The organism is Mycoplana sp. BE70 (assembly GCF_031455855.1).
Lineage (GTDB): Bacteria > Pseudomonadota > Alphaproteobacteria > Rhizobiales > Rhizobiaceae > Mycoplana.
The window spans coordinates 1-23,199 of record NZ_JAVDTM010000007.1 but is presented as its reverse complement, the minus strand read 5'-3'; the positions used below and the strand labels follow the sequence as shown (position 1 = coordinate 23,199).

The following is a 23,199-nucleotide window of genomic DNA, read 5'->3' as shown; positions in this document are numbered from 1 at the left end:
ACCCGACCGCTCTGAATGCGATCGGGTCGAGGCTCACCCCTGCGCGGCGCTCGAAATGGTGTCTCGGAAGTTGCCGCTCAATACCTGGGCACCGGAGGCGCCCTGTTCAGATCCGCCGCCCGCAGCAGCATCGGCAATCTTGTCCCTTAATGCCCTAATCGCGATTTCCACCCCATCATAGGCATAGAAATCGCCGGGCCGGAGGGATTGCTCGTGCAGCCACGACAGGTAGCGGCTGCGGACCTCGGCGGGAGCCACCTTGTTCCATGTCCAGAACCTGTCGAGGTCAATTCCTCTGTTCACGCAGAAGGCAAGATCCGGATGCCGGTAGATCGCCTGCCCCATGATGGCGAGCGGAATTCCATGCAGGAGGGCGAAGAATCCGGAGGTGCTGTTGATGGTGATCATGCCCGCCGCATGGCGCGTCAACAGTCCCAGGGAGCCGCCGTCGATGATGTGGACCCTGTCCGCCACATCGTTGAGGAGACTGACCTGCTCGATGAACTGCCGATCCCTGCTATGGCCGCGCTCCAAGGGGTGGATCTTAAACACCAACTGATGGGTTGCGGGAGCGTTGCGCGCAAATGAGACGATCGACTTCAGGATCAATTTCTGGCTATTCCAGGTGCCAGCCGCACGCCCCAACTGGCTGTCGTCGTGAACCTGAAGCGGAATGAGGTAATATTTTTTATCGAAGTGCTCCAGAAGTTTCTCGATGCAGCGATAGTTGCCATTGAGATTGCGAAACTTCCGGTAGTAGTTCTTGATCCAGTAGAAAGCCTCGGATGCGAGCATGCGTTTCCGCTTGTGGAAAAGCTTGCGCTCGGCGGCGGTTGAAAAGAGGTTCCGGAGCGAGAAATAGAGGAACGCGTAGGACGCCATGGCGCCGAACGAAGAGGGATAGGAGACCCCTTTCGGGCGATCCGACGACGAATACTCCGGAGGCGGCAATTTCCCAGCAATCGGCGAACACCAGTTGTTGCCGCCGAATTCAATGGTGATGTTGCCGGGGCGCAGATACCCCTCCTCGAGACAGATCACCGGAACACGCAACTTCTCGCAGCGGGCGATCGCGACCCGGTGGATTTCTCTCTCGCAACCGAACAGGACGACGGAGTCGAAGCCATGGGCGCTGATCATTTCCGACAACCAGGCGTCCCACGCGTCGGCGGTCCCGGAAAAGTTCAGCGTCTTTTCCCGCAGCGCAAACAACCTGTCGCCGATATTGAAACAGACACGCCAGACATCAAAGCCGCTTTCATTCAGCAGGGTTTGCGCCTTGCGAAAAAACGGCCCGACCGGTCCCTGCAAGAGCAGGACGCGCGGGACACTCTTGGCGGGAAACGGGCTGGATGACCGGCGGCGGAGATTGAGGTATACGAGCGGCGCCGTCCTGCGGCCCGCCGGTTGATCCTCGCGCGCACCGCCATTACTCGACCGATTCGTAGAATCGCTTTTACTCGGCATAACGTTCCAGCTTTGCTAGGGGTGCGCTTAGGCTGCACGGTCTTTGCACAAAAAATAAACCGCATCAACCGGATTTCATTCAATTAATCTTACCCAATGTCATTTTCCAATCTTGTGCTTACGGCAATCCGGCTAAAGCAAGGATGTCCACCAGCACTGGCCAAACCGCCGGCTCAACCGAGCCGGCGATCGCGCATTGCTACGGCAATCCGGTTTACCGCACGCGCAAAATGTGTAGCGAAGCGATCGGCGACAGAGCGCGTTGCGCTGCTTCCGTCGGCGATTTCCCGGACCAGATCTTCCGGACGGCACGGCATTCTGCTCAAGGGGTGAACGTAAAGCGGGTACTGGATCAGGGTGGCGGCGACCAGCATCTGCAGATCGATCCGTCGTGTCCGGCGTTCAATCGGACAGCGGTCGTCCGTCAATCCCCAACCTGCGTAGAACGGGATTCCGTGAACACCCACTTTCTTTCCGCGCAACAGCGCCTCGAACCCAGCAAGGGAAGTCATCGTTTCCACTCGATCACACCAACGAACCCAGTGCATGATATCGCCGTCGCGCTCGATCCGGTCGGCCGTATCGGGTACAGCCCCGCCAGGACGCATGCCCGACACCACGTCCGGATGCTCCTTGTAAACGATATAGGCGTCAGGATACAGGTGCCGCACCGCAGCCACCAGGGCCGCATTCGACCTGATCGTGGGTGAGCCAAAGCGGATCGATGCGTCCTTCTCCACCTGTCCCGGCACCAGGATTTTCAACCGGTTGCCCGGAACTACCGGCAGCGCAGCGGCGGTTCCGACGTTGTATTTGGATATGCCGCGTTCGATCAGCAACTGGCGTAGCGCTTCGGCGCGTTGCAACAGCGCACTGTCGAATTGGGTTTCGGCGATGATCTGCTCCAGGCCACTCGGCATGCGCGCGTCGTAGTAGATGGTGTTTCCGTCAATCGCGACGGAAGACGGCATAACAAGCGCAGCGCCTAGCCCTTTCGAGCGAATGAAACCATCCTCGATACGGAAGGTCTCGACCCCGGAGGGCAGCGGATTGTCCGATCCCCAGACTGCGACTGCGCCGTCGATTTCCGAGGCCCGACGTACGGCACGCTCCAGATTGCGGGCGTGGAGCGGCGGTCCACACATCCCCTTCAGGAAAGGTGTCATTGCCTTGCGCTTCCATGGCGACATGCCCGCCGTGACGACTTTCTTCGGCAACCTGTGCCGCTGGTCGCGAACCACGATCGCCTGCTCGATCGCACGCTCGATGTCGCACTCGGTACGGTCATGGAGATCGAGGTAGCGCGAATACCGAATGTAGGCCGCATCGAATATCTGCTCGAGGCTCGCCGGCGAACGAGCCGTCGGCGCCTCGGTATGATCAATCGAGATACCTCGGCCGGAATAGAAGTTGACACCAAAGCAGTGAACGTCCTTGCCCGCCATCAGCGCCTCGAAACCGAGTTGGCTCGAGACGGTATAGACGGTGTCCGCATCCTCCAGAAGTGGCCATGGGTTCATCGGAGGAGGCACGACGATGTCGATACCGAGGCGGTGCGCGGCCTGCCGAAGCAAGCTCCGATCACCCGCTGCCGGATGTGTGCGCACCACCAGCGTTTTACCGGGGTGATGCTCGGCTGCGTGCTGCAACATCGTGGTGAAGGTGCCATCATCGGCCAACGCGCCGGCAATGGACGCATCACCTGCGACCTGGTCGACGAGCAGCACATAGGGCCGTCCATAGGGAATCCCCGCATCGTGCAGCCCGACGATCGCGCCGTTGTTGTATTTCGACAACCTGGCCCGGCGTATCGTCGCAATGAGGCTGCGCGCTCGCTCCAGGTCTTTGCCGTCCGTCACCGGGCTCTCGAGCAGGGTCTGCAACCGGCTTGGTCCGGTGGCGTCGAAATACATGCCTTCGTCGTCGATGACATAAGCGTGCGAAGGCTCGCTCGGCCCTGGCGCGAACCCCCTTATGAAACCATCTTCGAGCAGGATTGCCGGCTTGGCGGTACGGGCAGAGAGCGCACTCGCCCGCCGGCCCGATGGCCGCCATCCCCAGCCGACGAAAGCGTCAACGCGTGCTGAACTGCCAAGCGGCCAGAGCTCCACCTGGGCATCGAGCAACCGCGAAATGTCGGCCCGAATCCGCCACAAGCCGAGAGAGGTGACGGCATACGTTTTGCGTTTCGCCTCGGCCACGATGATCAAGATCCCATCTCCGGCAGGCAAGCCCGCCGGCATCGCATTGAGTTTGCCGGCACGGCCTCACATGCGTTGCACGAGTGCACAGACGCGGGCGCCTCCCTGCAAGCAATGCCTGAGATTATAGCGCGTTCGGCCAGATCAGAAAGTCTGAACGGTCCGGCTCGCGGTACTGACCGGCGCCAGCGTGCCCGTGATCATCCCGACGAACCGGCTGAAATCCGTTGCCGGATGCCGCGACAGGTAGACGACGTCGCGGTTGCGGATCGGGAACGACTGGGCGACGATAAAGCTCTGTGTCTGCGCCAGATCCAGTCGGTAAATGACCGGGTAACGTCCCTGGCCATCCGAAGTCATGCCCTTCGCCAGCAGGTCGCGGAAGCGGTCGTCGCCGACGACGTGGCGATAGACGCTTTCGTTCTCGTAACGGAAAATGAAATAGCCCTTCGGATCGGCGGTCGACAGGTTGCCGCCGCCGGCAAGCGCAGCCGCCTCGATCAGGCTCAGGCTGGCTGCACCGAATGGTACCTTGCCCTTCTTTTCCGTCTGGCCAAGCGCGGAGAAGGTCTGCGGATCATATGTTACATAAACGTGGTCGGCGGGCTTGACGATGATGTCTTCCTTGGGGTTGTCGACAATCGTCTGCAGGAGCACCGTGCCCGTGCGCCCACCGCGCTTGAGCGTGACATAGGTGTCGTAAGGCGGCTTCGATGCCCCGCCAGCACGCGCCAGCACTTCGCTCAGATGCTCGGCGCTAAGTCCGAGCGGAATCATCGCGGCCTGATGGACATCGCCCTGGACGGAGACATTGCGCGACTCGTTTCCGGCCATCGACACCAGCACATCCGGCTCCACCGCCTTGGCCTTCAGCGCGTCTACGATCGTCGAACGCGCCGTCTCCAGCGTCATCCCGGCGAAACGCACCGAGCCGACATACGGAATCTGGCCACGGCCATCAGGCTGCACCACGACGGGGATTGTCGTCGACTTGCTATCCGTCGTCGAAAACAGGCCATCCGGGCCGGCCTCGAAGATCGTTACCTGAAGCTTGTCGCCGACACCGATCACCGGTACGCCGCCGGCCCCACCGAAGCCGAAGGTGCGCGCAAGGCTGGGGGTTCCGAGCGTGGTCACGCCGTTGGCGACCCGCTGGTCGATGTCGACCACGTCGAAAATCATCTTGGTTTCTGGGATCTTGTAGGAACTGCCTCCCGCCGCGCCGGCTTCGAGCACTTCGCGGGTCAGCGGACCATCACTGGGGACCATACAACCGGAAAGCGTCAACAGCGCCACGCCGGATGCGAGGCGCGCCAAAGACCGTGCAAACCTCGCCCCCGAGTTGCCGATGCCCTTATTCTTGCTCATCACACTGCGATTCCCTTTCGCCGCACCCTTTTGAGGCAAGGCGCCGAAAACGGACAAGTGTCCGCCCCATCAAATTTGTCGATGGAAAAGTCAATGTCCCACCACGATCTGTCCCAGAGACCGAGCCGCGAACGGGCCTCCGTGTCACCTTGGTGCAAATCCCTTGCATATTCGTTACGCCAAGAAAAGTCGATTTCGCGGCATCACGCTAAAACGGCGCTTTTCCACGAGAATTTCCCTTCCTGTGCGATAAAAAGGGCGCATCCGGCAGCACAGGATTCAGGTTCACGCCGTGCTCACGACACCGTTTTGCTGCGGAATCAGGAGCCTCCGACAACCAGGTACGCCTCCACATCCAAGGCCTGCGCCATCCGTCAACTTCGGACACGGCTGCCGGTCGGATCATATAGCGGTACCAAGTGCGGCGTGCACGGCACGCGCTGGCCCGCAACATCCAGTTCGTAAGTGCCGGAAAGCACATAATCCAAGTCGACCCCGTCCCGGTGGCGCACATAGCCCAATCCGATGGCCCGTCCGATCATGTGGCCGAAACCGCCGCTCGTGAGCCAGCCCGCCTTCTCGTTGTTGCGGTAGATTGTCTCGCGGCCGAGCAGAGCCGTATCCGGTTCGTCCGGTACGAAGCAGACGAGCTTCTTGCGCACGCCTTCAGAGAGCTGGCGCTCGATCGCCGCCCGGCCGAGAAAATCGATCGCTCCGCCGGTTTTCACCGCCCAGCCGAGGCCCGCCTCGACCGGCGTATGATCCGGGCCGATATCCGATCCCCAGGCGCGATAGCCCTTTTCAAGCCGGCAGGTTTCCAGCGCCCGATAGCCGGCATTCGTCAGCCCCTCTCCCCTGCCCGCTTCCATCAGCGCGTCGTAGACAGCCGCCGCGTCTTCGACGGAAAGATGCAGTTCCCAGCCGAGTTCGCCGACATAGGTGATGCGCATCGCCCGCACGGCACGGCCGGCGACGGCGATGGTCCGGACGGTGCCGAAGGGAAAGCCGTTGTTCGACACGTCGTCCTCAGTGAGCCTCGTCAGGATCGAGCGCGAGTTCGGACCCATCAGGACCAGGACAGACCACTCCTCCGTTACATCTTGCAATGTCGCGTCAAGCCCGGCCGGGATGTTCCGCCCGATCCAATCGAAATCATGGGTGGCGAAGCCGGTCCCGGTGACGATGTAATATTCGTCCTCGGCGATACGCGCGGCAGTCAGGTCGCATTCGATTCCGCCCTGTTCGTTGAGCATCTGCGTGTAGATGACGGAGCCCGGTCGACGCGCGACATTGTTGGCGGCGATCCACGAGAGGGCGCGTTCGGCATCCCTGCCCTTCAGCGAAAACTTGGCAAAGGAGGTCTGGTCGAAGATGACCGCCGCCTCGCGCACGGCGCGGTGTTCGCGCGCGACGGCGGAAAACCAGTTGGGCCGGCCGTAGGTGTAGACGTCCTGAGGCTTCTCGCCCGCGGCCAGGTCGGCGAACCAGTTCGGCCGTTCCCAGCCGAGCTTTTCGCCAAAGCAGGCCCCTTGCGCCTTTAACCGCGCATAGAGCGGCGACGTTCGGAACGGGCGCGCACTGGCGTGCTCCTCGGATGGCCAGGCCATCGTGTAGTGCTTGCCATATGCCTCGACGGTGCGCCGCCGGATCCAGTCGGAATCGAAATGCGGCCGGCCGAAGCGACGGATATCGACCGGCCACAGGTCAAAGGGGGGCTCCCCCTTTGCGACCCATTCGGCCAGCGCCATGCCCGCGCCGCCGCCTGAGGCGATGCCGAAAGCGTTGAAGCCCGCGCCGATGAAGAAATTCCGCAGGCCCGGCGCTTCACCGAGAATGAAATTGCCGTCCGGCGTAAAACTCTCCGGTCCGTTCAGGAGTTGCTTCACGCCTGCCGTTTCAAGGGCCGGAACCCTGCCAAGGGCAAACTCCATGATCTGCTCGAAGCGCTCAAGATCGGGATTGAGCAGACTGTAATGAAAACCTTCGGGAATTCCGTTCACCGCCCATGGCGCGGGATTCGGTTCGTAGCCCCCCATCACCACTCCGCCGACCTCCTCCTTGTAATAGGTCAGCCGGTCCGGGTCCCGCAGCGTCGGCAGAGTGGACGGCACGCCGAAGGGCTCGGTGATGAGATACTGATGTTCCATCGGCACGAGCGGCACATTGACGCCGAAGCGGGAGGCGAGTTCCCGCGTCCATTGCCCGGCGCAGACGACGACGCGCTCGCATTCGATCCGGCCACGCGGCGTGACGACGGCACGAATGCGGCCGTTGTCGATCTCCACATCGGTAACCTCGGTGTCCTCGAAAATGGCCGCACCCGCCATCGTCGCACCGCGCGCCAGCGCGAGCGTGATATCGGATGGATTGGCCTGGCCGTCCGTCGGCAGGAACGCCGCTCCGACGAGGTCATCGATCGCCATCAGCGGCCAGAGCTCCTGCGCTTCTCTTGGCGTTAGCAACTCCATCTCCAGGCCGAAGGAGCGTGCGGTGGTCGCCTGGCGTTTGACCTCGGTCCAGCGCTCCTCGTTACAGGCGAGCCGAAGCCCGCCGTTCATCTTCCAGCCCGTTCCCAGGCCGGTTTCAACCTCGAGTCTCTTGTACAGGTCGACGGAGTAGCCGAGGAGCTGGGTGATGTTGGCGCTGGTGCGCAACTGGCCGACGAGACCGGCCGCGTGGAAGGTCGTTCCCGAGGTCAGCTTCTTGCGCTCCAGCAGAACGGTATCGGTCCAGCCGAGCTTCGCCAGATGATAGGCCGTCGAACAGCCGATGATCCCACCGCCGATGACGACCGCTCTTGCGCTCGCTGGAAGTTCTTTCATACCTCCCGCTCCTATGCTTCTGACTGCTGGAATTGGTCATAAGCCCGTTCGAAGCGGGCGAGATTGTCCGCCGTGTAGGCGGCATAGTCGAAATCGATGGTCGAATGGAGCTCCGAAACCATACTCCAAAGGGTCTCGCGCAGGAGCGAGGCACACTTCATCGCCTGATACCGCCGCCAGAGGTCACCACGCGCGGGGCGCTCGAAGTAGCGTTCCAACAGCCATACTTCCTGGGCCTCGCTGAGTTCGTTATTCGACGCGAGGCCGCCGAGATCGAAGAGCGGCGTGTTGTAGCCGGCATAGTCCCAATCGATCAGCCACAGGCGCTCGCCGTCATCCAGGAAATTGCCCGCGAGAAGATCGTTGTGGCCGAAGACGATGTCGTAGGGACCGGCGGCCGCCTCCAGTGCCCTTGAGATCCGAAGCAGATCCTTCAGCCGGGGAACATGCGGGCTGCCGGCATCGCTCAGTGTTGCGGCATAATCCTCGATCACGTGGAACGCCCAGAAGATCATCGCCGCCCCGCGATAGTGACGCCCCGTCTCCTGGTGGCAGACCTGGATCAGTGGCACGATCCGTTCCAGGTAGGCGGATGATCGGATGTCCTCCGGGGTCAGCGTCCGGCCGCAAATATGGTCGAGCACGAGGACACCGGGCTGGTGGTGGATGACGGCTGGAGAGATGCCGGCCGCGTGGGCCGCCCGGCTTGCGGCGAGCTCGTTCTGTCGGCTGATCTGGTGAATGGGTATGTCGTCGCCCAGCCGGACGACATAGCTACGCTCCCCGTCGACAACCCGATAGTTTCGATTGGTTATTCCCCCCTTCAGAACGGACACCTCCGGCGTGCCATTCCACAGGGGCAACGAACGGATCGTCTCCAGCGCCGCCAAGTCCATGTCCGTCCGTTCCCCGGCGCGCTCAGTGACACGCTCGTTTGGAAGCGACGTTCCCGCACCCGCCAAACCCTGTCAAGAAAATTCCACAAAAACGAACATAGGCATGGGTTTTTGTTGTAACATTGCGTGCTGCTTTGCTTTGCAGCCGGTTTGAACATGACAGTCATCTGCGAATGCAGACAGGAAACGGAATGGACACCCCAACAAATTCACCCGCCCTATCCAACCACCGCGAGCGGGAGATCCTGGAGGAACTGCGACTTGCGGGCGGCTCCAGCCGTATTCAGTTCCTCGCCGAGCGCCTCCGGGTCTCCGAGGAAACCATCCGCCGCAACATCCGCACGCTGGAAGCCAATGGCCTCGTCACCAAGGTCCACGGCGGCGTCCACATCACCGACAGCGTGGGCGAACAGCCGCTCCATTTTCGCATGAACGTCAACCCGGAGCCGAAGCGCCTGATCGCTGCCAAGGTCGCCACGATCGTTAAGAATGGCGACAGCCTGTTTCTCGATATCGGCTCCACGACCGCCTTCATCGCCGTCGCCCTGCAAAAACACCGTGACCTTTTCATCGTCACCAACTCGCTCTCGGTCGCCCATGCGCTCGCCACGCGCAACGACAACCGCGTCTATTTCGCCGGCGGCGAACTACGCTCACACGATGCCGGCTCATTCGGCATCGAGGCGCTGCGCTACATCGAGCGCTTCAACCTGCAACATGCGATCCTGTCGGTGACTGCCATCAACGCCCGCTCAGGCTTCATGCTGCAGGACGTACAGGAAGCCGACATCTCCCGCGTCGCCGCCCGCCAGGCGCAAAACCGCATTATCGTGGCCGACGCCGAAAAGTTCGGCCGGACGGCACCGATCACGATCGCTCCGCCCGACACCTACGACATGCTCGTGACCGACGCTGAGCCACCGGCGGACATTCGCCAGATGCTGGACCAGAACAACGTCAAGGTCGTGCTGGCAAACGACAGCTAGAATCCAGCCATCGAGCATCAGAGAACAAAAATGCCGCCGTAAGGGCCTCGAGCCTGACGTGGCTCGCTGGCGCTGGACGGCGGCATTTCCGGAGCGTTCTTCGTGGACGCTTCTCTTGGTGAAGCCCCCTCTGGACCTCACAAGCCTTGAAGCAGAAACCGTGCCAGACGCATTTTGGCTCATTTTCGAACGGCTATCGGGCATGGAGTTGATGGAGGCGGACAACCGCGCCCAATTCAGGAGCAATCCGCCCCGCGCCTCGTTGGGCAGAGCCCAAAAAGTGCGCATATCCGGAACAGGTCGCGCAGCGCTTGCCGAAACGGAAACGGCCCGCCGAAGCGGGCCGCAATTGCTCTATCGGTGACGGATCGGTGCCTGCGCGCGGCTTAGAACTCTTCCCAGGTCTGTTCGGCCACCGCCGCACCACCGCCGAACGCCCTGGCGACGCGATTGCCGAGCGCCCGCGCCGCGGACATGACCGGACGATGCTCCGACGTTGCGGAAGCCGGTGCCGGGCGCTGCGCCGCAGCCGTATCCGAGAGCCGGAACTGCGCCAGCAACGCATTGAGCGAAGAGACCTCGGAGGCGAGTGTGTGGCTCGCCGCCGTCTGCTCCTCGACCATGGCCGCGTTCTTTTGCGTGCCCTGGTCGATGTTGTGCACGGCGGAACTGATCTCGTTCAGCCCGGTCGACTGTTCGCGTGCCGATCGCACGATCGCGGCGACGTGTTGATCGATCTCCTGTACCTGCCCGACAATCTCTTCCAGTGCCGTGCCCGTTTCGTTGACGAGCGTCACGCCCGTGTGCACCTGCTCTCCCGATTTGGTAATGAGGGCCTTGATCTCCTTGGCTGCATTCGCGGAACGCTGCGCCAGCTCGCGCACCTCCTGGGCGACGACGGCAAAACCCTTGCCCGCATCGCCGGCCCGCGCTGCCTCGACGCCGGCGTTGAGCGCCAGAAGGTTCGTCTGAAACGCAATCTCGTCGATCACGCCGATGATGTTGGAGATTTCGCGCGAGGAGGTCTCGATGCCGCTCATCGCGACAACGGCCTTCTTGACGATTTCTCCCGACCGCTCGGCACCGCCTCGCGTGCGATCCACCAACTGGCCGGCATCCTCGGCGCGCCTGGTCGCGTCCTTGAGCGAGGTCGTAATTTCCTCCAGCGCGGCTGCGGTTTCCTCCACCGATGCCGCCTGTTGCTCGGTGCGCGTCGCCAGTGCGTCGGATGCGGTGCGGATCTCCTCCGTGCCCGCATGGATCATCTGCGCATTGGCGCCAACCGACTGCAGCGCCTGCTGCAGTTTTTCGACCGACGCATTGAAGTCGTGGCGGATCTGATCCAGCGAACCGCTGAAAGCGGCATCGATGCGATGGGTCATGTCGCCATCGGCCAGCTTCTGCAAGCCGTTCGCCAGCGCGGTAACGGCGAGTTGCGTCTGGCGCTCCCGCTCTGCGGCCTCTTCCGCCCGCTGGCGACGTTCCTGATCGGAAAGCGCACGGTTTTCCTCGGCCTCGGCCTCCAGCCGCAACTTGGCGACCGTCGCATCGTACAGCACCTGAAGCGACCGGGCCATCTCGCCGATCTCGTCCTTGCGGCTCGATTCTGAAAGGTCGATATCCGAACCGCCGCGGGCGATCTCACCCGTCGCGCTGATCACTTTCTCCAGACGCTTGCGGAAGCGCGCCGAGAGCATCCAGCCAATCGCGATCAGCAGGCCGGCAGCAACGGAAATGATGACGATGGAGGTAATAGCCAAACTGGTCAGATGCGCAAACAGCGTCGCTTGCGGAACGGAAACCACCGTGTACCAGGTCGTTCCCTCCAGCAGGTTGACCGGCACGGCCACCGCCATGTTGTCCTGCCCCTTGCCGTCCGACAGATCGAAGGCCTTGCCGGGGTTCGCCATCAGCGCGTCCCATGCGGAAACATCGAGGCCCGAATCCTTCAACGCCTTGCCCAGCAGGCTCGTGTCCGGATGGCTGACGATTGCGCCGTTCTGGCTAAACAGGGCAACATAGCCGTCGCCGAGCGGCTTGAGCTTGGCCATATCGCCGGCCAACGCATTGAGCGCCAGATCGACGCCGGCAACACCGGCGAACTTGCCATCGAGCGTGAGCGGCACCATGAAGGATGCCATCAACACGTCCTTGCCATTGATCGTATAGGTATAGGGCTCTGTCAGGAGCTCTTTGCCCGTCCGCTTGGGAACTTGATAGTAATCGCCGGCGCCTTCCTTGTCGTAGTCGACGAGCGCCTCGTGCACGATCCCGTCACCCGTACGCGGGAAATAGGGTATGTAGCGACCCGTCGCATCGTGGCCGGGTTTGTTGGCGTATTCGGCATCCTTGCCGTCAAAGGCATTGGGCTCCCAGCCGGTGCTGAGACCGAGCGCGAAAGGATTGTCGACCATCAGATTGTGCAGGAGCGCGTCCGTACCTTCGCGCGAAGGCAGCCCGGCTTGCTTCATCGCATAGAGCGACGAGCGCAGGTTCTGGCTCAACGCCTTCGCGGTGGCAAAATAGGTTTCGACGTTCGCGGCGCTTGTCTGCGCGGCATTGGTCATTTCGGCGATCGAACGGGCGCGCACTTCCTCGAACGACAGATAGAAAAGCGTACCGGCAGTGGCCACGGTCGTGGCGACGCCTGCTGCCACGATGGCAAACATATTGCGCGCAGTCGCAGTCTTCAGAAACATCAATTCGACTCCAGACCCCTGCCAACGGGTGGCGGCGTGGGGAACTTGCACTGAGGTGGGGGAACATGCCGAGGCGGAGGAAGGGCGCGAAGTCATTTCGCATCACAACCTTAGTGGGCAATTCCTTGCAGAAAGAATAATGCGGCGACGCCCTAATGCGACTAAAGTCGAGTGGAACCCTGATCGTTCAAGAAAGAAGAACTGACCGTTCGTCGCCCGCCATCTTCAAGTGAACGGCCGTTGGCGCGATATTCCGGTCGAGAGGTCCTTCGCACTGAGGAAGGGAGTTTTAGATGACCATGCAACTGACCGGCATTCACCACCTGACCGCCATCACCGCCAATGCGCCTGAAAATCTGCGCTTCTACACACAGACGCTCGGCCTGCGGCTGGTCAAGAAGACCGTCAACCAGGACGACACCAGCGCCTATCACCTTTTTTATGCTGACGGATTGGCATCCCCCGGCACCGATCTGACCTTCTTCGACTGGCCGGTCGGCCGCGAGCGCCGTGGCACCCACAGCGTTTCCCGCACAGGGCTGCGCGTGGGAAGCCTAGAAACGCTGAAATGGTGGAAGGACCGCTTTGCCGAACTGAAGGTCAAGGCCGGCGAAATCCGTGCCGTCGGCGGCCGACAGGCGCTCGACTTCGAAGATGACGAAGGCCAGCGCTTCCGCCTCACCGTCGATGACAGCGGCGCCCCGTCGCACCCATGGGAGAAAAGCCCGGTTCCGCCCGAGCATCAGATCAAGGGCCTCGGCCCGATCACGATGAGCGTGCCGGACATCACCAACACCGAGACTATCCTCGTGCATGTGATGAACATGACCGAGACCTCGCAATACCCGTCTCCGGACGGCAAGGGCGAGGTGCATGTCTTCTCCATGGGCGACGGCGGGCCGGCGGCAGAGCTGCACGTCGCGGTCGAGCCGGACCTCCCGGCCGCCCATCAGGGCGCCGGTGCCGTCCACCATGTGGCCTTCCGGGTCCCGGACATCGAAGCTCTGCACGCCTGGACGGAACGGATCCGCGGTTTCCGTGTGCCCTCGAGTGGTGAGGTCGAGCGCTACTATTTCCGTTCGCTCTACTTCCGCGAGCCGAACGGTGTTCTGTTCGAGCTCGCCACCGACGGCCCGGGATTTGCGGTCGACGAACCGCTCGACAAGCTCGGCGAAAGCCTGTCGCTGCCGCCGTTCCTGGAACCGCGCCGCGAGCAGATCGAAGCCCGGCTGAAGCCGCTGGTCACCGAGTAGCGCGTATCTCGACATCCTGACCATGGCCAAACGCGCAGGGATAGACCGACAGGAACATTGCTATCCTGGAAAGGTTTTCGTTTGATACGCGAAATGAGATTCGGCCGGGCTGCGACTAGTCGAGGGCAGCCCGACCGACGATTGGAGAAATGACGATGACCAAACTGGTCGCGATTTCCGGAAGCCTACGCAAGGCCTCGTTCAACACGGCACTGATGCGCGCGGCGATCGCCATGGCGCCGGATGGCGTGCAGATCGTCGAAGGGACGATCCGCGGCATCCCGCTCTACGACGGCGACGAAGAAGCGGCGAGCGGCGTGCCGGAAGCAGCAGCACAACTCAAGGACCTCGTGGCTGCAGCCGACGGTGTGATGCTGTTCACGCCCGAATACAACAACTCCATCCCGGGCGTTTTCAAGAACGCGCTCGACTGGATGACTCGGCCGGCGTCCGACATTCCGCGGGTCTTTTCCGCCAAGCCTTTTGCCATCACCGGCGCCTCGCCCGGCAATTTCGGCACGCTGCTGTCGCAGGAGGCCTGGCTGCCGGTCATGCGCACGCTCGGTACCCGCCCGTGGTTCGGAAGCAAGCTGATGGTCTCGAAGGCCGGCTCGGTCTTCGACGCGGACGGAAAGCTGGTGGACGAGGCGATCGAAAAGCGTCTGCGCACTTTTGTCGAAGGGTTCGTTGCTTTCGTGCAGGAAACGAAAGGGTGAGATCAGCCCGTAGGTCTTGGCCCGCGAAGTATACGAGACCCCATGTGCCTTGAATTGAAATTCACGAGCCGGCGAAACCCGGCCGGGACCCTTCCCCCCCATAACGGGGAGAAGGTCCTGCAGCAGGGCCGGGCAAACACCCCTACCCTGGCACCCTCTGCATAAACTGTCGGACCAGTTCCATATCGGCCGCGCCGATGTCATGTCCGGCAGGCAAGACGCGGTTCTCAACGCTGGCGCCGGCGCGCACCAGGAAAGCCTCGATGTCCGCCGCGTAGGGACCGTAAGGATCCGACTGGCCGGTCACCATCAACACGTTCGTGCCTGACAGGTCCGCCATGGGAACGTCCTCGAGCACATTCATCGCCCTGAGCAGCACCGCGTTGCGGACAATGCGCGGATGCAGAAGCATCAGGGCACCCAGCATGTTCGCACCGTTGGAATAGCCGAGGAACACCATCTTTTCGGGGTCCAGCCCATAGGCGGCGTTCGCCTCGCCGATGAAGGCCGCAAGGGCGGTCGCCTCGCTCGCGATCTCTTTTTGATCGAAGGTCACGGCGGTGATGCGCCGGAAGAAGCGTGGGTAGCCCTCATCCATGCTACGGCCCCTGAGGCTGACCAAAGTGGCGTTCGGCGCAACGCGGGCACCAAACGGCAAAAGGCTCGTCTCGTTGCCACCGGTGCCATGCAACAACACGAGCGCCGTACCGTCGGAGTTCTCCGGCCGGTGGACACGATGGACGAAAGGCAGATCGCGCTCGGTCATTCTTTCTTCTCCTGGAAGGGAAAACTGCGGCAACCGGGCCCGGATATCGTCCGGATCGGCCAGGAAATGCCGGGGCACGAACAGCTTGCTGCCCAACGCCTCCGGCGTTTCGTCGACAAGCATGCCCGGCGCGTCGGTGGCATATTCGAGCAGTATCCCGCCCGGCTCGCGCACGTAGAGCGAATAGAAATAGGTGCGGTCGTGCATATTCGTGGCGCCCGCCTGCTCAGCGCGAAGCGAAGCCTCGACCCGCTCGACGGCAGCCCGGTCGGGCGCACGCAGCGCGATATGATCGATCGTGCCCGTTCCCGGCGCCGACGTCCAGAAACCGCCGGCATCACGGATATCGAGCACGTCGGCTGCCTCGCTTGCAAGCCGGCGTATCCCGCCCGCTTCGGCCACCGGACGGAAACCGAAATGGCGCACAACAAAATCGGCCGTCGCCTGCGGCTGATCGGAAAAGATCGTTGCGCCGCGGATCCGCTGGACGGCATCGGCAGCGAGAATACCCTTTGCCGTCCAAGGCGACGTCCCCGCGACACCGGCCTCGCCGACAAGCTTGACGATGATCCCGTCCGGATCCTTCAAGCGCAGCACCGGTTCGCCGAATTCCTGGGTCGGACCCGTGATCTGGACGTTGAAGGTCAGGGCGCGCGTCAGCCAGAAACCGATTGCCTCGGGCCGGATCGACAGGGCGATTTCCGCAGGCTGGCCGATCCCCAAGCGCCCGGGCGAGCCGTCTTCCCAGGCCAGAAAGGTGATCAGCGTACCCGGCGCTCCGGTGCCGTCGCCATAGAAAAGGTGAAGCTGGTCGGAATCCTCGAACCCCGCCGTCCGCTTGACGAGCCGCAGGCCCAGGAAGCCGACATAGAAATCGACGTTAGCCTGGATCTTCCGGGTAATCGCCGTAATGTGATGAATGCCGCTGGTCATGATCGTTCTCCGTTGAACGACACCCAATCAGAAGCCTTGCCTGCAGGCCAGATCACCAGCAGTGAATTCATTGTCTACCGTTCGCGCATGTTTTTGAAGGTGATCAGTTCTGATCAAGAAACGCCTTGAAGGCTTGACCGTAATCGGGATGCCACCGCGACAGCGGCGGGCGATTCCCGATGATGTCGCCGGCGGCCCACTGGATGCGCTTTTCGTCTGTCGCCCGGTCAACCTCGTTGTCGGGACAGAGGATATAGAAGTCACCGCGAGCGACACTGGTCATCATGAAGTCGACCGTCTGTGCCGGCGTCCACGCGCCGGCCGGCTTGTCCGTTCGGTCTTTGGCCGTCAAAGGCGTGAAGACAAAGCCGGGAATGAAAAGATGCGCGCTAACCCGGCAGCCCTCGCGATTGCGCAGGTCATGCTGCAGCGCCTCGGTGAAGACCTTCACGCCTGCCTTTGCGACATTGTAGGCCGGATCTCCTGGCGGTGTCGTGATCCCCTGTTTCGAGCCGGTGTTGATGATCAGCGCCGGCTCGCCATGGGCAATCATTCCCGGCGCAAAGGCCTGGCTGCCGTTGATGACGCCCCAGAGGTTGACCGACAGCACCCTCTCCCAGTTCTGCCTCGGCCCGGTGATCCCGCTTCCAGGTTGGATGCCCGCGTTGTTCATGAGGACATGCACGCGACCGAACCGGGCAAGCACGGCGTCGCGCAGCGCTTCGACCGAGTTCAAGTCGCCAACGTCGGTCACGACCGCCAGCACCTCGGCCGCCCCAGCGGCCGCAACGGCGGCAGCCGCCGCGTCGAGGCGATCACCGTCGACATCGGCAAGCACGACGCGCATGCCGAGGCCGGCGAAATGCTGTGCGGCAGCAAGTCCGATCCCGGAGGCGGCTCCAGTCACGATGGCAACGTTCAAAGGTGAGAAGGCAGCATGTGTCATGACGGGGATCCATTCGGTACGTTAACGGCGGTCGGCAACTGGCGGCCCATGTCCGAATGGATAGCGGCGGGCGCCGGCAGTGTCCACGCCGGTGCCCGCCGAAAAAGTGCCCTAGGCTGCGGTCACGTCGCGCACCGTCGCGCGCGGTCCGGCGGCCGATGGATCGCCCATGAGCTTGCGGATCGCCACGCGAACTTCGTCCGCGGAATTGAACCGCTGCGAGTCAAGGTCCCACACGTGATACTTCACGGCAACGAACCTCAACCTATCCTGGTCCGGAACTACAACGCCGACGGCCTCGCCGCCGATCTCAATAACTTGCTTTTCCATAGTAACTCCTGCCATGCGGAAGCACAGCGAATGCCAAACTTGCGTTTCAATCGAAGTGGAGAAAGTTACATTCGGCAGAAAGCCGGAAGCATAATCTCTTGTTTCGTTCCGCGACAGGAGAACACATCACCAGCGGAGGCGATGTTGGCATTGTGATGCATGTCACACTCCCTTGGTTAGGCCACACGCCAAGATGGCTGTGGAGTCGACCCTTTCGAGTTTCTGCGAGGGCCCTTGCGCATGGTCGATGAGATAAGTCGAGATGGGCATCTTGTCAACTCGAAGCGAATTTTTTTGGGAAATTTTTGCGCTCGAGCAGCCCACCCATCGCTGAAAGAGAAAATAGTTCGCACATGCAGCAAATCTGGGAAATGGACTTGCCCATGATGAAAAATGGGCATGCGCTCCAACTTTAGGCGCATTCGCCTTTCTGTCGCCTCGAAATTTTCCCGCAAAAGGCGTATTCGAGGCGATCCCCGCCCCCGTCTCAAGACGTATCCGCACGAACTACCGGGACCAAAAGGCCACACGCAGCGTGAATCGGCACGATTCAAGCGCCATTCGTAAACAAAAACCGATTGGCAATGTTTTCACTGTAGCTATGGTGATCGGGATGATTCTGGGCATAGTCCGCTTTGCCCTTGCGATGTTGTTTGTGCGTTAACCATAAGAGGGGAAAATGCGCGGACTGCTTTCTGGACTCAAGAAAATTGAGCCGCCGTTTTCAGGGGCTCGGGGAAGACCATGAAGATTGCAAAATCCCTTTTGCCCCTGACGATGCTGCTCTTGTCAGGATGCGTCGTCGGGCCTGATTACAAGACTCCTGGGGCTGCCTTGCCGGCAAAGTTCACCGAATCGGCTGGCAAGTCTGCGGGCGACACGACACTCGATCCCTGGTGGGAGAATTTCCGCGACAAGCGCCTGACTGCCTATGTGGCGCAGGGCATGAACGAGAACCTTGACGTTCTCACGGCACTGGAGCGCATTACCGAAGCCCAGGCGAACGTCGTCCTCGCCGGTGCCGGTGCCTGGCCGCAGATCAGCGCCAATGGGGCGGCGACCGCCGAGGGTCAGGACGGCTCGCTGTTGCGACGCGGCGGCACGGGCGGCGTAGGTGGCGTAAGTCACACGCAGTCGAAGAACCTCAATGCCGGCCTCGGCGCTTCCTGGCTTCTGGACCTGTTTGGCCAGTACGCACGCGCCCGTGAATCGGCCAATGCTTCGCTCGACGCCGCCTATGACGACGTCAACGTGGCGCGGCTGGCATACCTGTCTAACCTAGCGACCACCTACATCAGTGCACGCTTCTTCCAGGAAGCGCTGGCGTTGAACCGCCTGAACCTGGAGTCGCGGCGCGAAACGCTGAAACTGACGGAGGATATCCGCGCAGCCGGTGCTGCCTCGAGCCTCGACGTCGTGCAGGCGGAAGGCCTGGTCAACCAGACGCTGGCCGAGCTCCCACCGCTCGAAATCGGCTTCTACCAGGCGGCAAACAGCATGGCCACCTTGCTTGGCGTCCCGGCCGGCACGATTACGCCGGACCTGCTCAAGGGCGGCGGACAACCGATGCCGCGCTATGCGGCCAAGGCCGGCATCCCGGCCGATCTGATCCGCAACCGCCCCGACATCCGTCGCGCCGAACGGTCCCTCGCTGCCGCAACCGCGCAGATCGGCGTCGCCGAATCGCAACTCTACCCGGCCCTCACCCTCGACGGGACGATCGGCGCCGCTCGCGTCTTCAGCGCAACCACCGGCAACCTCACCAACTGGTCCTTCGGTCCGACGCTGGTGCTGCCGATCTTCAACGGTGGCGCCTTGAGGGCACAGGTCGATATCGCCGATTCCCAGGCCAAGCAGCAGTATTTTGCCTGGAAGCAGACGGTTCTGAATGGCGTGGAGGAAGTCGAAAGCGCGCAGGCCGCCCTCATTCGCGACTACCAGACCGTGGCTGCATTGCGCAGACTGGTCGCCTCCAACGAAGAGGCATTGTCGCTTGCGCGCGAAAGCTACAAGGGCGGCGCAAGCACGATCCTCGACGTCCTCGACGCCGAGCGCAACGTCGCAAACAGCCGGCTGACGCTGGCGGCCTCGATCCGTACGCTCGCTTCGGACTATGTCGCGCTCAATGCGGCGATCGGCGGCGGTTCCTCGATCGAAACGCCGGTCCCGACGCCGTCCCCCACCCGCGTCGCCTCGGCGGAAGCCACCAAGTAGACGACTGCGCAGAACTGACAAACGCATTCATCCCCCTGAGAGCCAGGCGCCCTCAGGGGGATTTTCTTTCCGGATGAAGATAGGCATCGGACAGGATGGAGCTGGCGACTGGGGGGCGCGGCCGCACGGCTTCCTGCGATCGGCTCAGCTTCCGAAGACTGCCTCTGGCATCGGGGGTCATTTTGCCAAGCCCCGGCAACGCCTCCATCGCGCCTGCCCCATCCCGCGTCATTGACACCACCCAGAACTCGTGGAAGGTGGCGCAGAAGGTATCGTCAGTCGACCGCCCCGTTGCGGCGGCCACCGTGGGAGGATTTGTTCCATGAAACTCGTTCGCTTTGGAAAGCCGGGGGCGGAGAAGCCCGGCCTGGTCGATGCCGACGGACAAATCCGTGATTTGTCCGCCGTGGTCGCCGACATAGCCGGCGAGGTCCTCGGCCGCGAAAACCTGAAGCGGCTGAAAGCGATTGATCCCGCCAGCCTTCCGCTTGCGCCGGCCGGGGAGCGGCTTGGCGCCTGCGTCGGTCGTGTCGGCAACTTCATCGCCGTCGGCCTGAACTATGCCGACCACGCTGCCGAGAGCGGCCTGGCCGTGCCGCCCGAACCGGTCCTGTTCAACAAGGCTCCATCCTGCGTCGTCGGCCCGGACGACACCATCCTCATTCCGCGCGGTTCGGAAAAGACCGACTGGGAAGTGGAACTCGCCGTCGTCATCGGCGAACGCGCATCCTACGTTTCCGAGGCGGACGCGCTCGACTATGTCGCCGGCTATTGCATCTGCAACGACATTTCCGAGCGCGCCTACCAGATCGAGCGCAGCGGCCAATGGATGAAGGGCAAGGGCTGCCCGACCTTCGGCCCCATCGGTCCCTGGCTCGTCACCACCGACGAGGTGGACCCCGGCAATCTCGCCATGACACTCAGCGTCAACGGCGAGCTGATGCAGAACGGCTCGTCCGCCACGATGGTCTACAAGCTGCCATTCCTGGTGCACTACATCTCGCAATTCATGATCCTGGAGCCCGGCGACGTCATCACCACCGGCACGCCGCCCGGCGTCGGCATGGGCATGAAGCCGCCGCGCTATCTCAAGGCCGGCGATCGCATGGAGGTTTCCATTGCCGGCCTCGGAATCCAACGGCAGGCTGTCGCGCAGGGCTGAAGAGCGAACAAGGTTTGCCTTTGCCAAAGGAGCCGCATGAAACCACGCGGCTCTTTCGAAAACATTGCCATGCCAAGCGCCATTGCGCCGACCGTTCAGTTACCCGCCGGCTGCGGCAGCACATACGCCCATCAGATTTCACCTGGCGTAAGCAACGGAACCGCCTCCAAACATGCTAGAAGAGATCCAAACCGACCCGACGCGCACCGGGCGACGCGCAGGAAAGAAAACGATTGTATAAGGAGCCATCCTCATGAAGCGACACAACCTCCTGGCAACCGCCACACTCGCGGCGCTCATCGGTATCGCCGCTCTGCCTGCTGCAGCGCAGGAGCGGGTCGTCAATGTGTACAACTGGTCCGACTACATCGACAACACGATCCTGTCGGACTTCACGAAGGAAACCGGGATCAAGGTCGTCTACGACACGTTCGATTCCAACGAAACTGCGGAAGCGAAGCTGCTTGCCGGCGGAACCGGCTACGATGTCGTCGTCCCGACCGCGGACTTTCTGCAGCGGCAGATCCAGGCGGGCGTGTTCCAGAAACTGGACAAGTCCAAGCTGCCGAACCTCGTCAACATGTGGGATGAGATTTCGGCGCGCGTCGCCTTCGCCGATCCCGGCAACGAGTATGCCATTAACTACATGTGGGGCACGAACGGGATCGGCTACAACGTCAAGAAGGCCGGGGAGATCCTCGGCCCCGATGCGGCGCCGGGATGGGACGCCATCTTCAATCCGGAGATTGCCGCCAAGTTCAAGGATTGCGGCATCTACTTCCTCGATTCCCCGACCGAGATGATGCCTTTGGCGCTCCACTATCTCAAGCTTGATCCCAACTCGCACGACCCGGCCGACCTTGAGAAGGCCGGCGAACTGCTGCAGTCGGTTCGTCCATATGTGCGGAAGTTCCATTCCTCCGAGTACATCAACGCGCTCGCGAACGGCGACATCTGCCTGGCGGTTGGCTGGTCGGGCGACGTTCTGCAGGCGCGCGATCGCGCTTCCGAAGCCGGTGCCGGCGTCGAAGTCGGCTACTCGGTTCCCGCCGATGGGACGATGATGTGGTTCGACATGATGGCGATCCCGGCCGACGCCCCGCACGTGGAAGAAGCGCACGCCTTCCTCAATTACCTGATGAGGCCGGAGGTGATCGCCAAGGCCACGGACTATGTCTTCTACGCCAATGGCAACAAGGCCTCGCAGCAGTTCATCAGCAAGGAAATCCTGGAGGATCCGGCGGTCTACCTGTCCGAGGACACAATGAAGAAGCTCTTCACCCACGGTCCGTACGACGCGAAGACCCAGCGGGTCGTCACCCGTATCTGGACCAAGGTCGTCACCGGCCAGTGATCTTGGCGCTCAGAGGCACGTCCAACTCGCGGTTCAGGGCAGCCTCTAGAGCATGTCTCCCAAAGGTGAGAACCGATTTCGGGAGACATGCGTAAGAACAAGGTCCTAAAGCGTGGTCTGTGAATCTGAAGATCACGACGCGCTTTAGGTCTGTTCTGGAACGGACGGCTCGAGCGTCCTTGCCGTGGAGCGTCATGCTTAGAGGTCCGCCGCAAGGTTATTCCACGAGTTTCCGTATCACGTCGACCAACTCGTCGGGGTCAAAGGGCTTGGAGAGGACGAGCGCGTTTCCAGGGATCTCATTGATGGCCTGCGCGCCGTAACCGCTCAGGACAAGGAAGGGAATGGCCCTACTGGCCGCCGCTTCAGCGATAGGTCTTGCGCTGGTCCCGTTGAGGTTCATGTCCAGCACGATTGCGTCCACGTGCTCGTGCTGGAGAGATTTCAGTGCCCTTTCCACACTGATGCTGGGTCCGACCACTTTGGCCCCAGCATCGACCAGGGCATCCTCGATCGACATTGCGATCAGCGCCTCGTCTTCGACCACGAGAATGCGTCGTCCTGCCAAGAGCGCAGTCACTTCTGGATTCCCCTGTCCCTGGGCGTGCTGCGCTGCGGATCGCCTCCGACGAAGTCCATCCTGATCGTACAGATGACACCGGTCGGCTCGAACCTGAGATCCGCCGGATAGCCCAGTTCATAGGCCAATGCCCGGTTCAGAACGCGAATTCCGAAGCCTTGGCGATAAGGGGCGACCGCCGGAGGGCCGCCACGTTCTTCCCATCGAACCGTGCAGACGCCGTTGCACGCCCAGGAAAGCATGATCCTGCCTTCTGGTCGCGATAGCGCTCCATATTTGATCGCATTGGTCAGCAGTTCATTGAATGCCATGGCGAGCGCCAGGGCTTGCTTCGGGCTTATGCGAATTGGCGGCCCCTCCAGGACCGCTCGGCCGTCTTCGATCCATGCTTTCAGGACCGCACGGGCAATATCGCCCAGTTGCACGGCCTGCCAAGCCTCGCGGGTTAGCAGATCGTGTGCTTCGGCGAGGGCGAGCAGCCTGGTGGTGAATGCCGTTGCGAATGT

General features: G+C 61.9%; 17 protein-coding genes. 6 read left to right on the top strand and 11 right to left on the bottom strand.

The window, feature by feature from the left end:
• Positions 1-33: 33 nt before the first annotated feature.
• From J2Y48_RS14010 to J2Y48_RS13990, 5 genes are all read right to left on the bottom strand, one after another.
• Positions 34-1,311 (bottom strand): hypothetical protein, encoded by a 1,278-nt coding sequence (locus J2Y48_RS14010; protein WP_310418956.1) that lies wholly within the window; start codon positions 1,309-1,311, stop codon positions 34-36.
• Positions 1,312-1,640: 329 nt separating this feature from the next.
• Positions 1,641-3,710: a capsular polysaccharide biosynthesis protein gene (locus J2Y48_RS14005; protein WP_310418953.1), complete on the bottom strand. Its 2,070-nt coding sequence runs from the start codon at positions 3,708-3,710 to the stop codon at positions 1,641-1,643.
• A gap of 102 nt (positions 3,711-3,812) precedes the next feature.
• Positions 3,813-5,036 (bottom strand): polysaccharide biosynthesis/export family protein, encoded by a 1,224-nt coding sequence (locus tag J2Y48_RS14000; RefSeq protein ID WP_310418950.1) that lies wholly within the window; start codon positions 5,034-5,036, stop codon positions 3,813-3,815.
• A gap of 374 nt (positions 5,037-5,410) precedes the next feature.
• Complete coding sequence (locus J2Y48_RS13995) at positions 5,411-7,858, bottom strand: FAD-dependent oxidoreductase (RefSeq protein ID WP_310418947.1); 2,448 nt, start codon at positions 7,856-7,858, stop codon at positions 5,411-5,413.
• Between the two features lie 11 nt (positions 7,859-7,869).
• Entirely contained in the window at positions 7,870-8,748 is an 879-nt protein-coding gene (locus tag J2Y48_RS13990; RefSeq protein WP_310419808.1) for a choline kinase family protein, read from the bottom strand.
• Positions 8,749-8,945: 197 nt separating this feature from the next.
• Here J2Y48_RS13990 and J2Y48_RS13985 point away from each other — a divergent pair, with 197 nt between their 5' ends.
• On the top strand, positions 8,946-9,740 hold the full coding sequence (locus tag J2Y48_RS13985) for a DeoR/GlpR family DNA-binding transcription regulator (RefSeq protein ID WP_310418944.1): 795 nt from the start codon (positions 8,946-8,948) through the stop codon (positions 9,738-9,740).
• Between the two features lie 386 nt (positions 9,741-10,126).
• On the opposite strand, the gene J2Y48_RS13980 is transcribed toward J2Y48_RS13985, so the two are convergent.
• Complete coding sequence (locus tag J2Y48_RS13980; RefSeq protein ID WP_310418940.1) at positions 10,127-12,439, bottom strand: methyl-accepting chemotaxis protein; 2,313 nt, start codon at positions 12,437-12,439, stop codon at positions 10,127-10,129.
• 293 nt (positions 12,440-12,732) lie between these two features.
• Here J2Y48_RS13980 and J2Y48_RS13975 point away from each other — a divergent pair, with 293 nt between their 5' ends.
• Positions 12,733-13,692 (top strand): ring-cleaving dioxygenase, encoded by a 960-nt coding sequence (locus J2Y48_RS13975; RefSeq protein WP_310418938.1) that lies wholly within the window; start codon positions 12,733-12,735, stop codon positions 13,690-13,692.
• Positions 13,693-13,847: 155 nt separating this feature from the next.
• A complete protein-coding gene (locus tag J2Y48_RS13970) occupies positions 13,848-14,408 on the top strand; it encodes an NADPH-dependent FMN reductase (protein WP_310418936.1) in 561 nt (186 codons plus the stop codon).
• 142 nt (positions 14,409-14,550) lie between these two features.
• On the opposite strand, the gene J2Y48_RS13965 is transcribed toward J2Y48_RS13970, so the two are convergent.
• From J2Y48_RS13965 to J2Y48_RS13955, 3 genes are all read right to left on the bottom strand, one after another.
• Positions 14,551-16,107 carry a VOC family protein gene (locus J2Y48_RS13965; protein ID WP_310418933.1) on the bottom strand — a complete coding sequence of 519 codons (1,557 nt, stop codon included), beginning with the start codon at positions 16,105-16,107 and terminating at the stop codon, positions 14,551-14,553.
• A 103-nt stretch (positions 16,108-16,210) separates the two neighbouring features.
• Positions 16,211-17,053, bottom strand: coding sequence for an SDR family NAD(P)-dependent oxidoreductase (locus J2Y48_RS13960; RefSeq protein WP_310418931.1), 843 nt, complete (start codon positions 17,051-17,053; stop codon positions 16,211-16,213).
• A gap of 111 nt (positions 17,054-17,164) precedes the next feature.
• Positions 17,165-17,383, bottom strand: coding sequence for a hypothetical protein (locus J2Y48_RS13955; protein ID WP_310418928.1), 219 nt, complete (start codon positions 17,381-17,383; stop codon positions 17,165-17,167).
• Between the two features lie 744 nt (positions 17,384-18,127).
• Here J2Y48_RS13955 and J2Y48_RS13950 point away from each other — a divergent pair.
• From J2Y48_RS13950 to J2Y48_RS13940, 3 genes are all read left to right on the top strand, one after another.
• Complete coding sequence (locus tag J2Y48_RS13950; RefSeq protein ID WP_310418925.1) at positions 18,128-19,597, top strand: efflux transporter outer membrane subunit; 1,470 nt, start codon at positions 18,128-18,130, stop codon at positions 19,595-19,597.
• A 322-nt stretch (positions 19,598-19,919) separates the two neighbouring features.
• Positions 19,920-20,759, top strand: coding sequence for a fumarylacetoacetate hydrolase family protein (locus J2Y48_RS13945; protein ID WP_310418922.1), 840 nt, complete (start codon positions 19,920-19,922; stop codon positions 20,757-20,759).
• A gap of 253 nt (positions 20,760-21,012) precedes the next feature.
• A complete protein-coding gene (locus tag J2Y48_RS13940) occupies positions 21,013-22,113 on the top strand; it encodes a polyamine ABC transporter substrate-binding protein (protein WP_310418918.1) in 1,101 nt (366 codons plus the stop codon).
• A gap of 217 nt (positions 22,114-22,330) precedes the next feature.
• Here J2Y48_RS13940 and J2Y48_RS13935 read toward each other — a convergent pair whose 3' ends face one another.
• Positions 22,331-22,693: a response regulator gene (locus J2Y48_RS13935; protein WP_310418915.1), complete on the bottom strand. Its 363-nt coding sequence runs from the start codon at positions 22,691-22,693 to the stop codon at positions 22,331-22,333.
• A partial coding sequence (locus J2Y48_RS13930) for a sensor histidine kinase (RefSeq protein ID WP_310418912.1) occupies positions 22,690-23,199 on the bottom strand: 510 nt, incomplete at its 5' end. The genes J2Y48_RS13935 and J2Y48_RS13930, both read right to left, overlap by 4 nt.

Excerpts from the sequence above, each read along its gene's own strand:
- J2Y48_RS13975 (WP_310418938.1), top strand. The coding sequence starts at position 12,733 with ATGACCATGCAACTGACCGGCATTCACCACCTGACCGCCATCACCGCC.
- J2Y48_RS13970 (WP_310418936.1), top strand. The coding sequence starts at position 13,848 with ATGACCAAACTGGTCGCGATTTCCGGAAGCCTACGCAAGGCCTCGTTC.
- J2Y48_RS13985 (WP_310418944.1), top strand. The coding sequence starts at position 8,946 with ATGGACACCCCAACAAATTCACCCGCCCTATCCAACCACCGCGAGCGG.
- J2Y48_RS13965 (WP_310418933.1), bottom strand. The coding sequence starts at position 16,107 with ATGACCAGCGGCATTCATCACATTACGGCGATTACCCGGAAGATCCAG.
- J2Y48_RS13995 (WP_310418947.1), bottom strand. The coding sequence starts at position 7,858 with ATGAAAGAACTTCCAGCGAGCGCAAGAGCGGTCGTCATCGGCGGTGGG.
- J2Y48_RS13960 (WP_310418931.1), bottom strand. The coding sequence starts at position 17,053 with ATGACACATGCTGCCTTCTCACCTTTGAACGTTGCCATCGTGACTGGA.
- J2Y48_RS13955 (WP_310418928.1), bottom strand. The coding sequence starts at position 17,383 with ATGGAAAAGCAAGTTATTGAGATCGGCGGCGAGGCCGTCGGCGTTGTA.
- J2Y48_RS13950 (WP_310418925.1), top strand. The coding sequence starts at position 18,128 with ATGAAGATTGCAAAATCCCTTTTGCCCCTGACGATGCTGCTCTTGTCA.
- J2Y48_RS14000 (WP_310418950.1), bottom strand. The coding sequence starts at position 5,036 with ATGAGCAAGAATAAGGGCATCGGCAACTCGGGGGCGAGGTTTGCACGG.
- J2Y48_RS14005 (WP_310418953.1), bottom strand. The coding sequence starts at position 3,710 with ATGCCGGCGGGCTTGCCTGCCGGAGATGGGATCTTGATCATCGTGGCC.
- J2Y48_RS13945 (WP_310418922.1), top strand. The coding sequence starts at position 19,920 with ATGAAACTCGTTCGCTTTGGAAAGCCGGGGGCGGAGAAGCCCGGCCTG.
- J2Y48_RS13940 (WP_310418918.1), top strand. The coding sequence starts at position 21,013 with ATGAAGCGACACAACCTCCTGGCAACCGCCACACTCGCGGCGCTCATC.
- J2Y48_RS13980 (WP_310418940.1), bottom strand. The coding sequence starts at position 12,439 with ATGTTTCTGAAGACTGCGACTGCGCGCAATATGTTTGCCATCGTGGCA.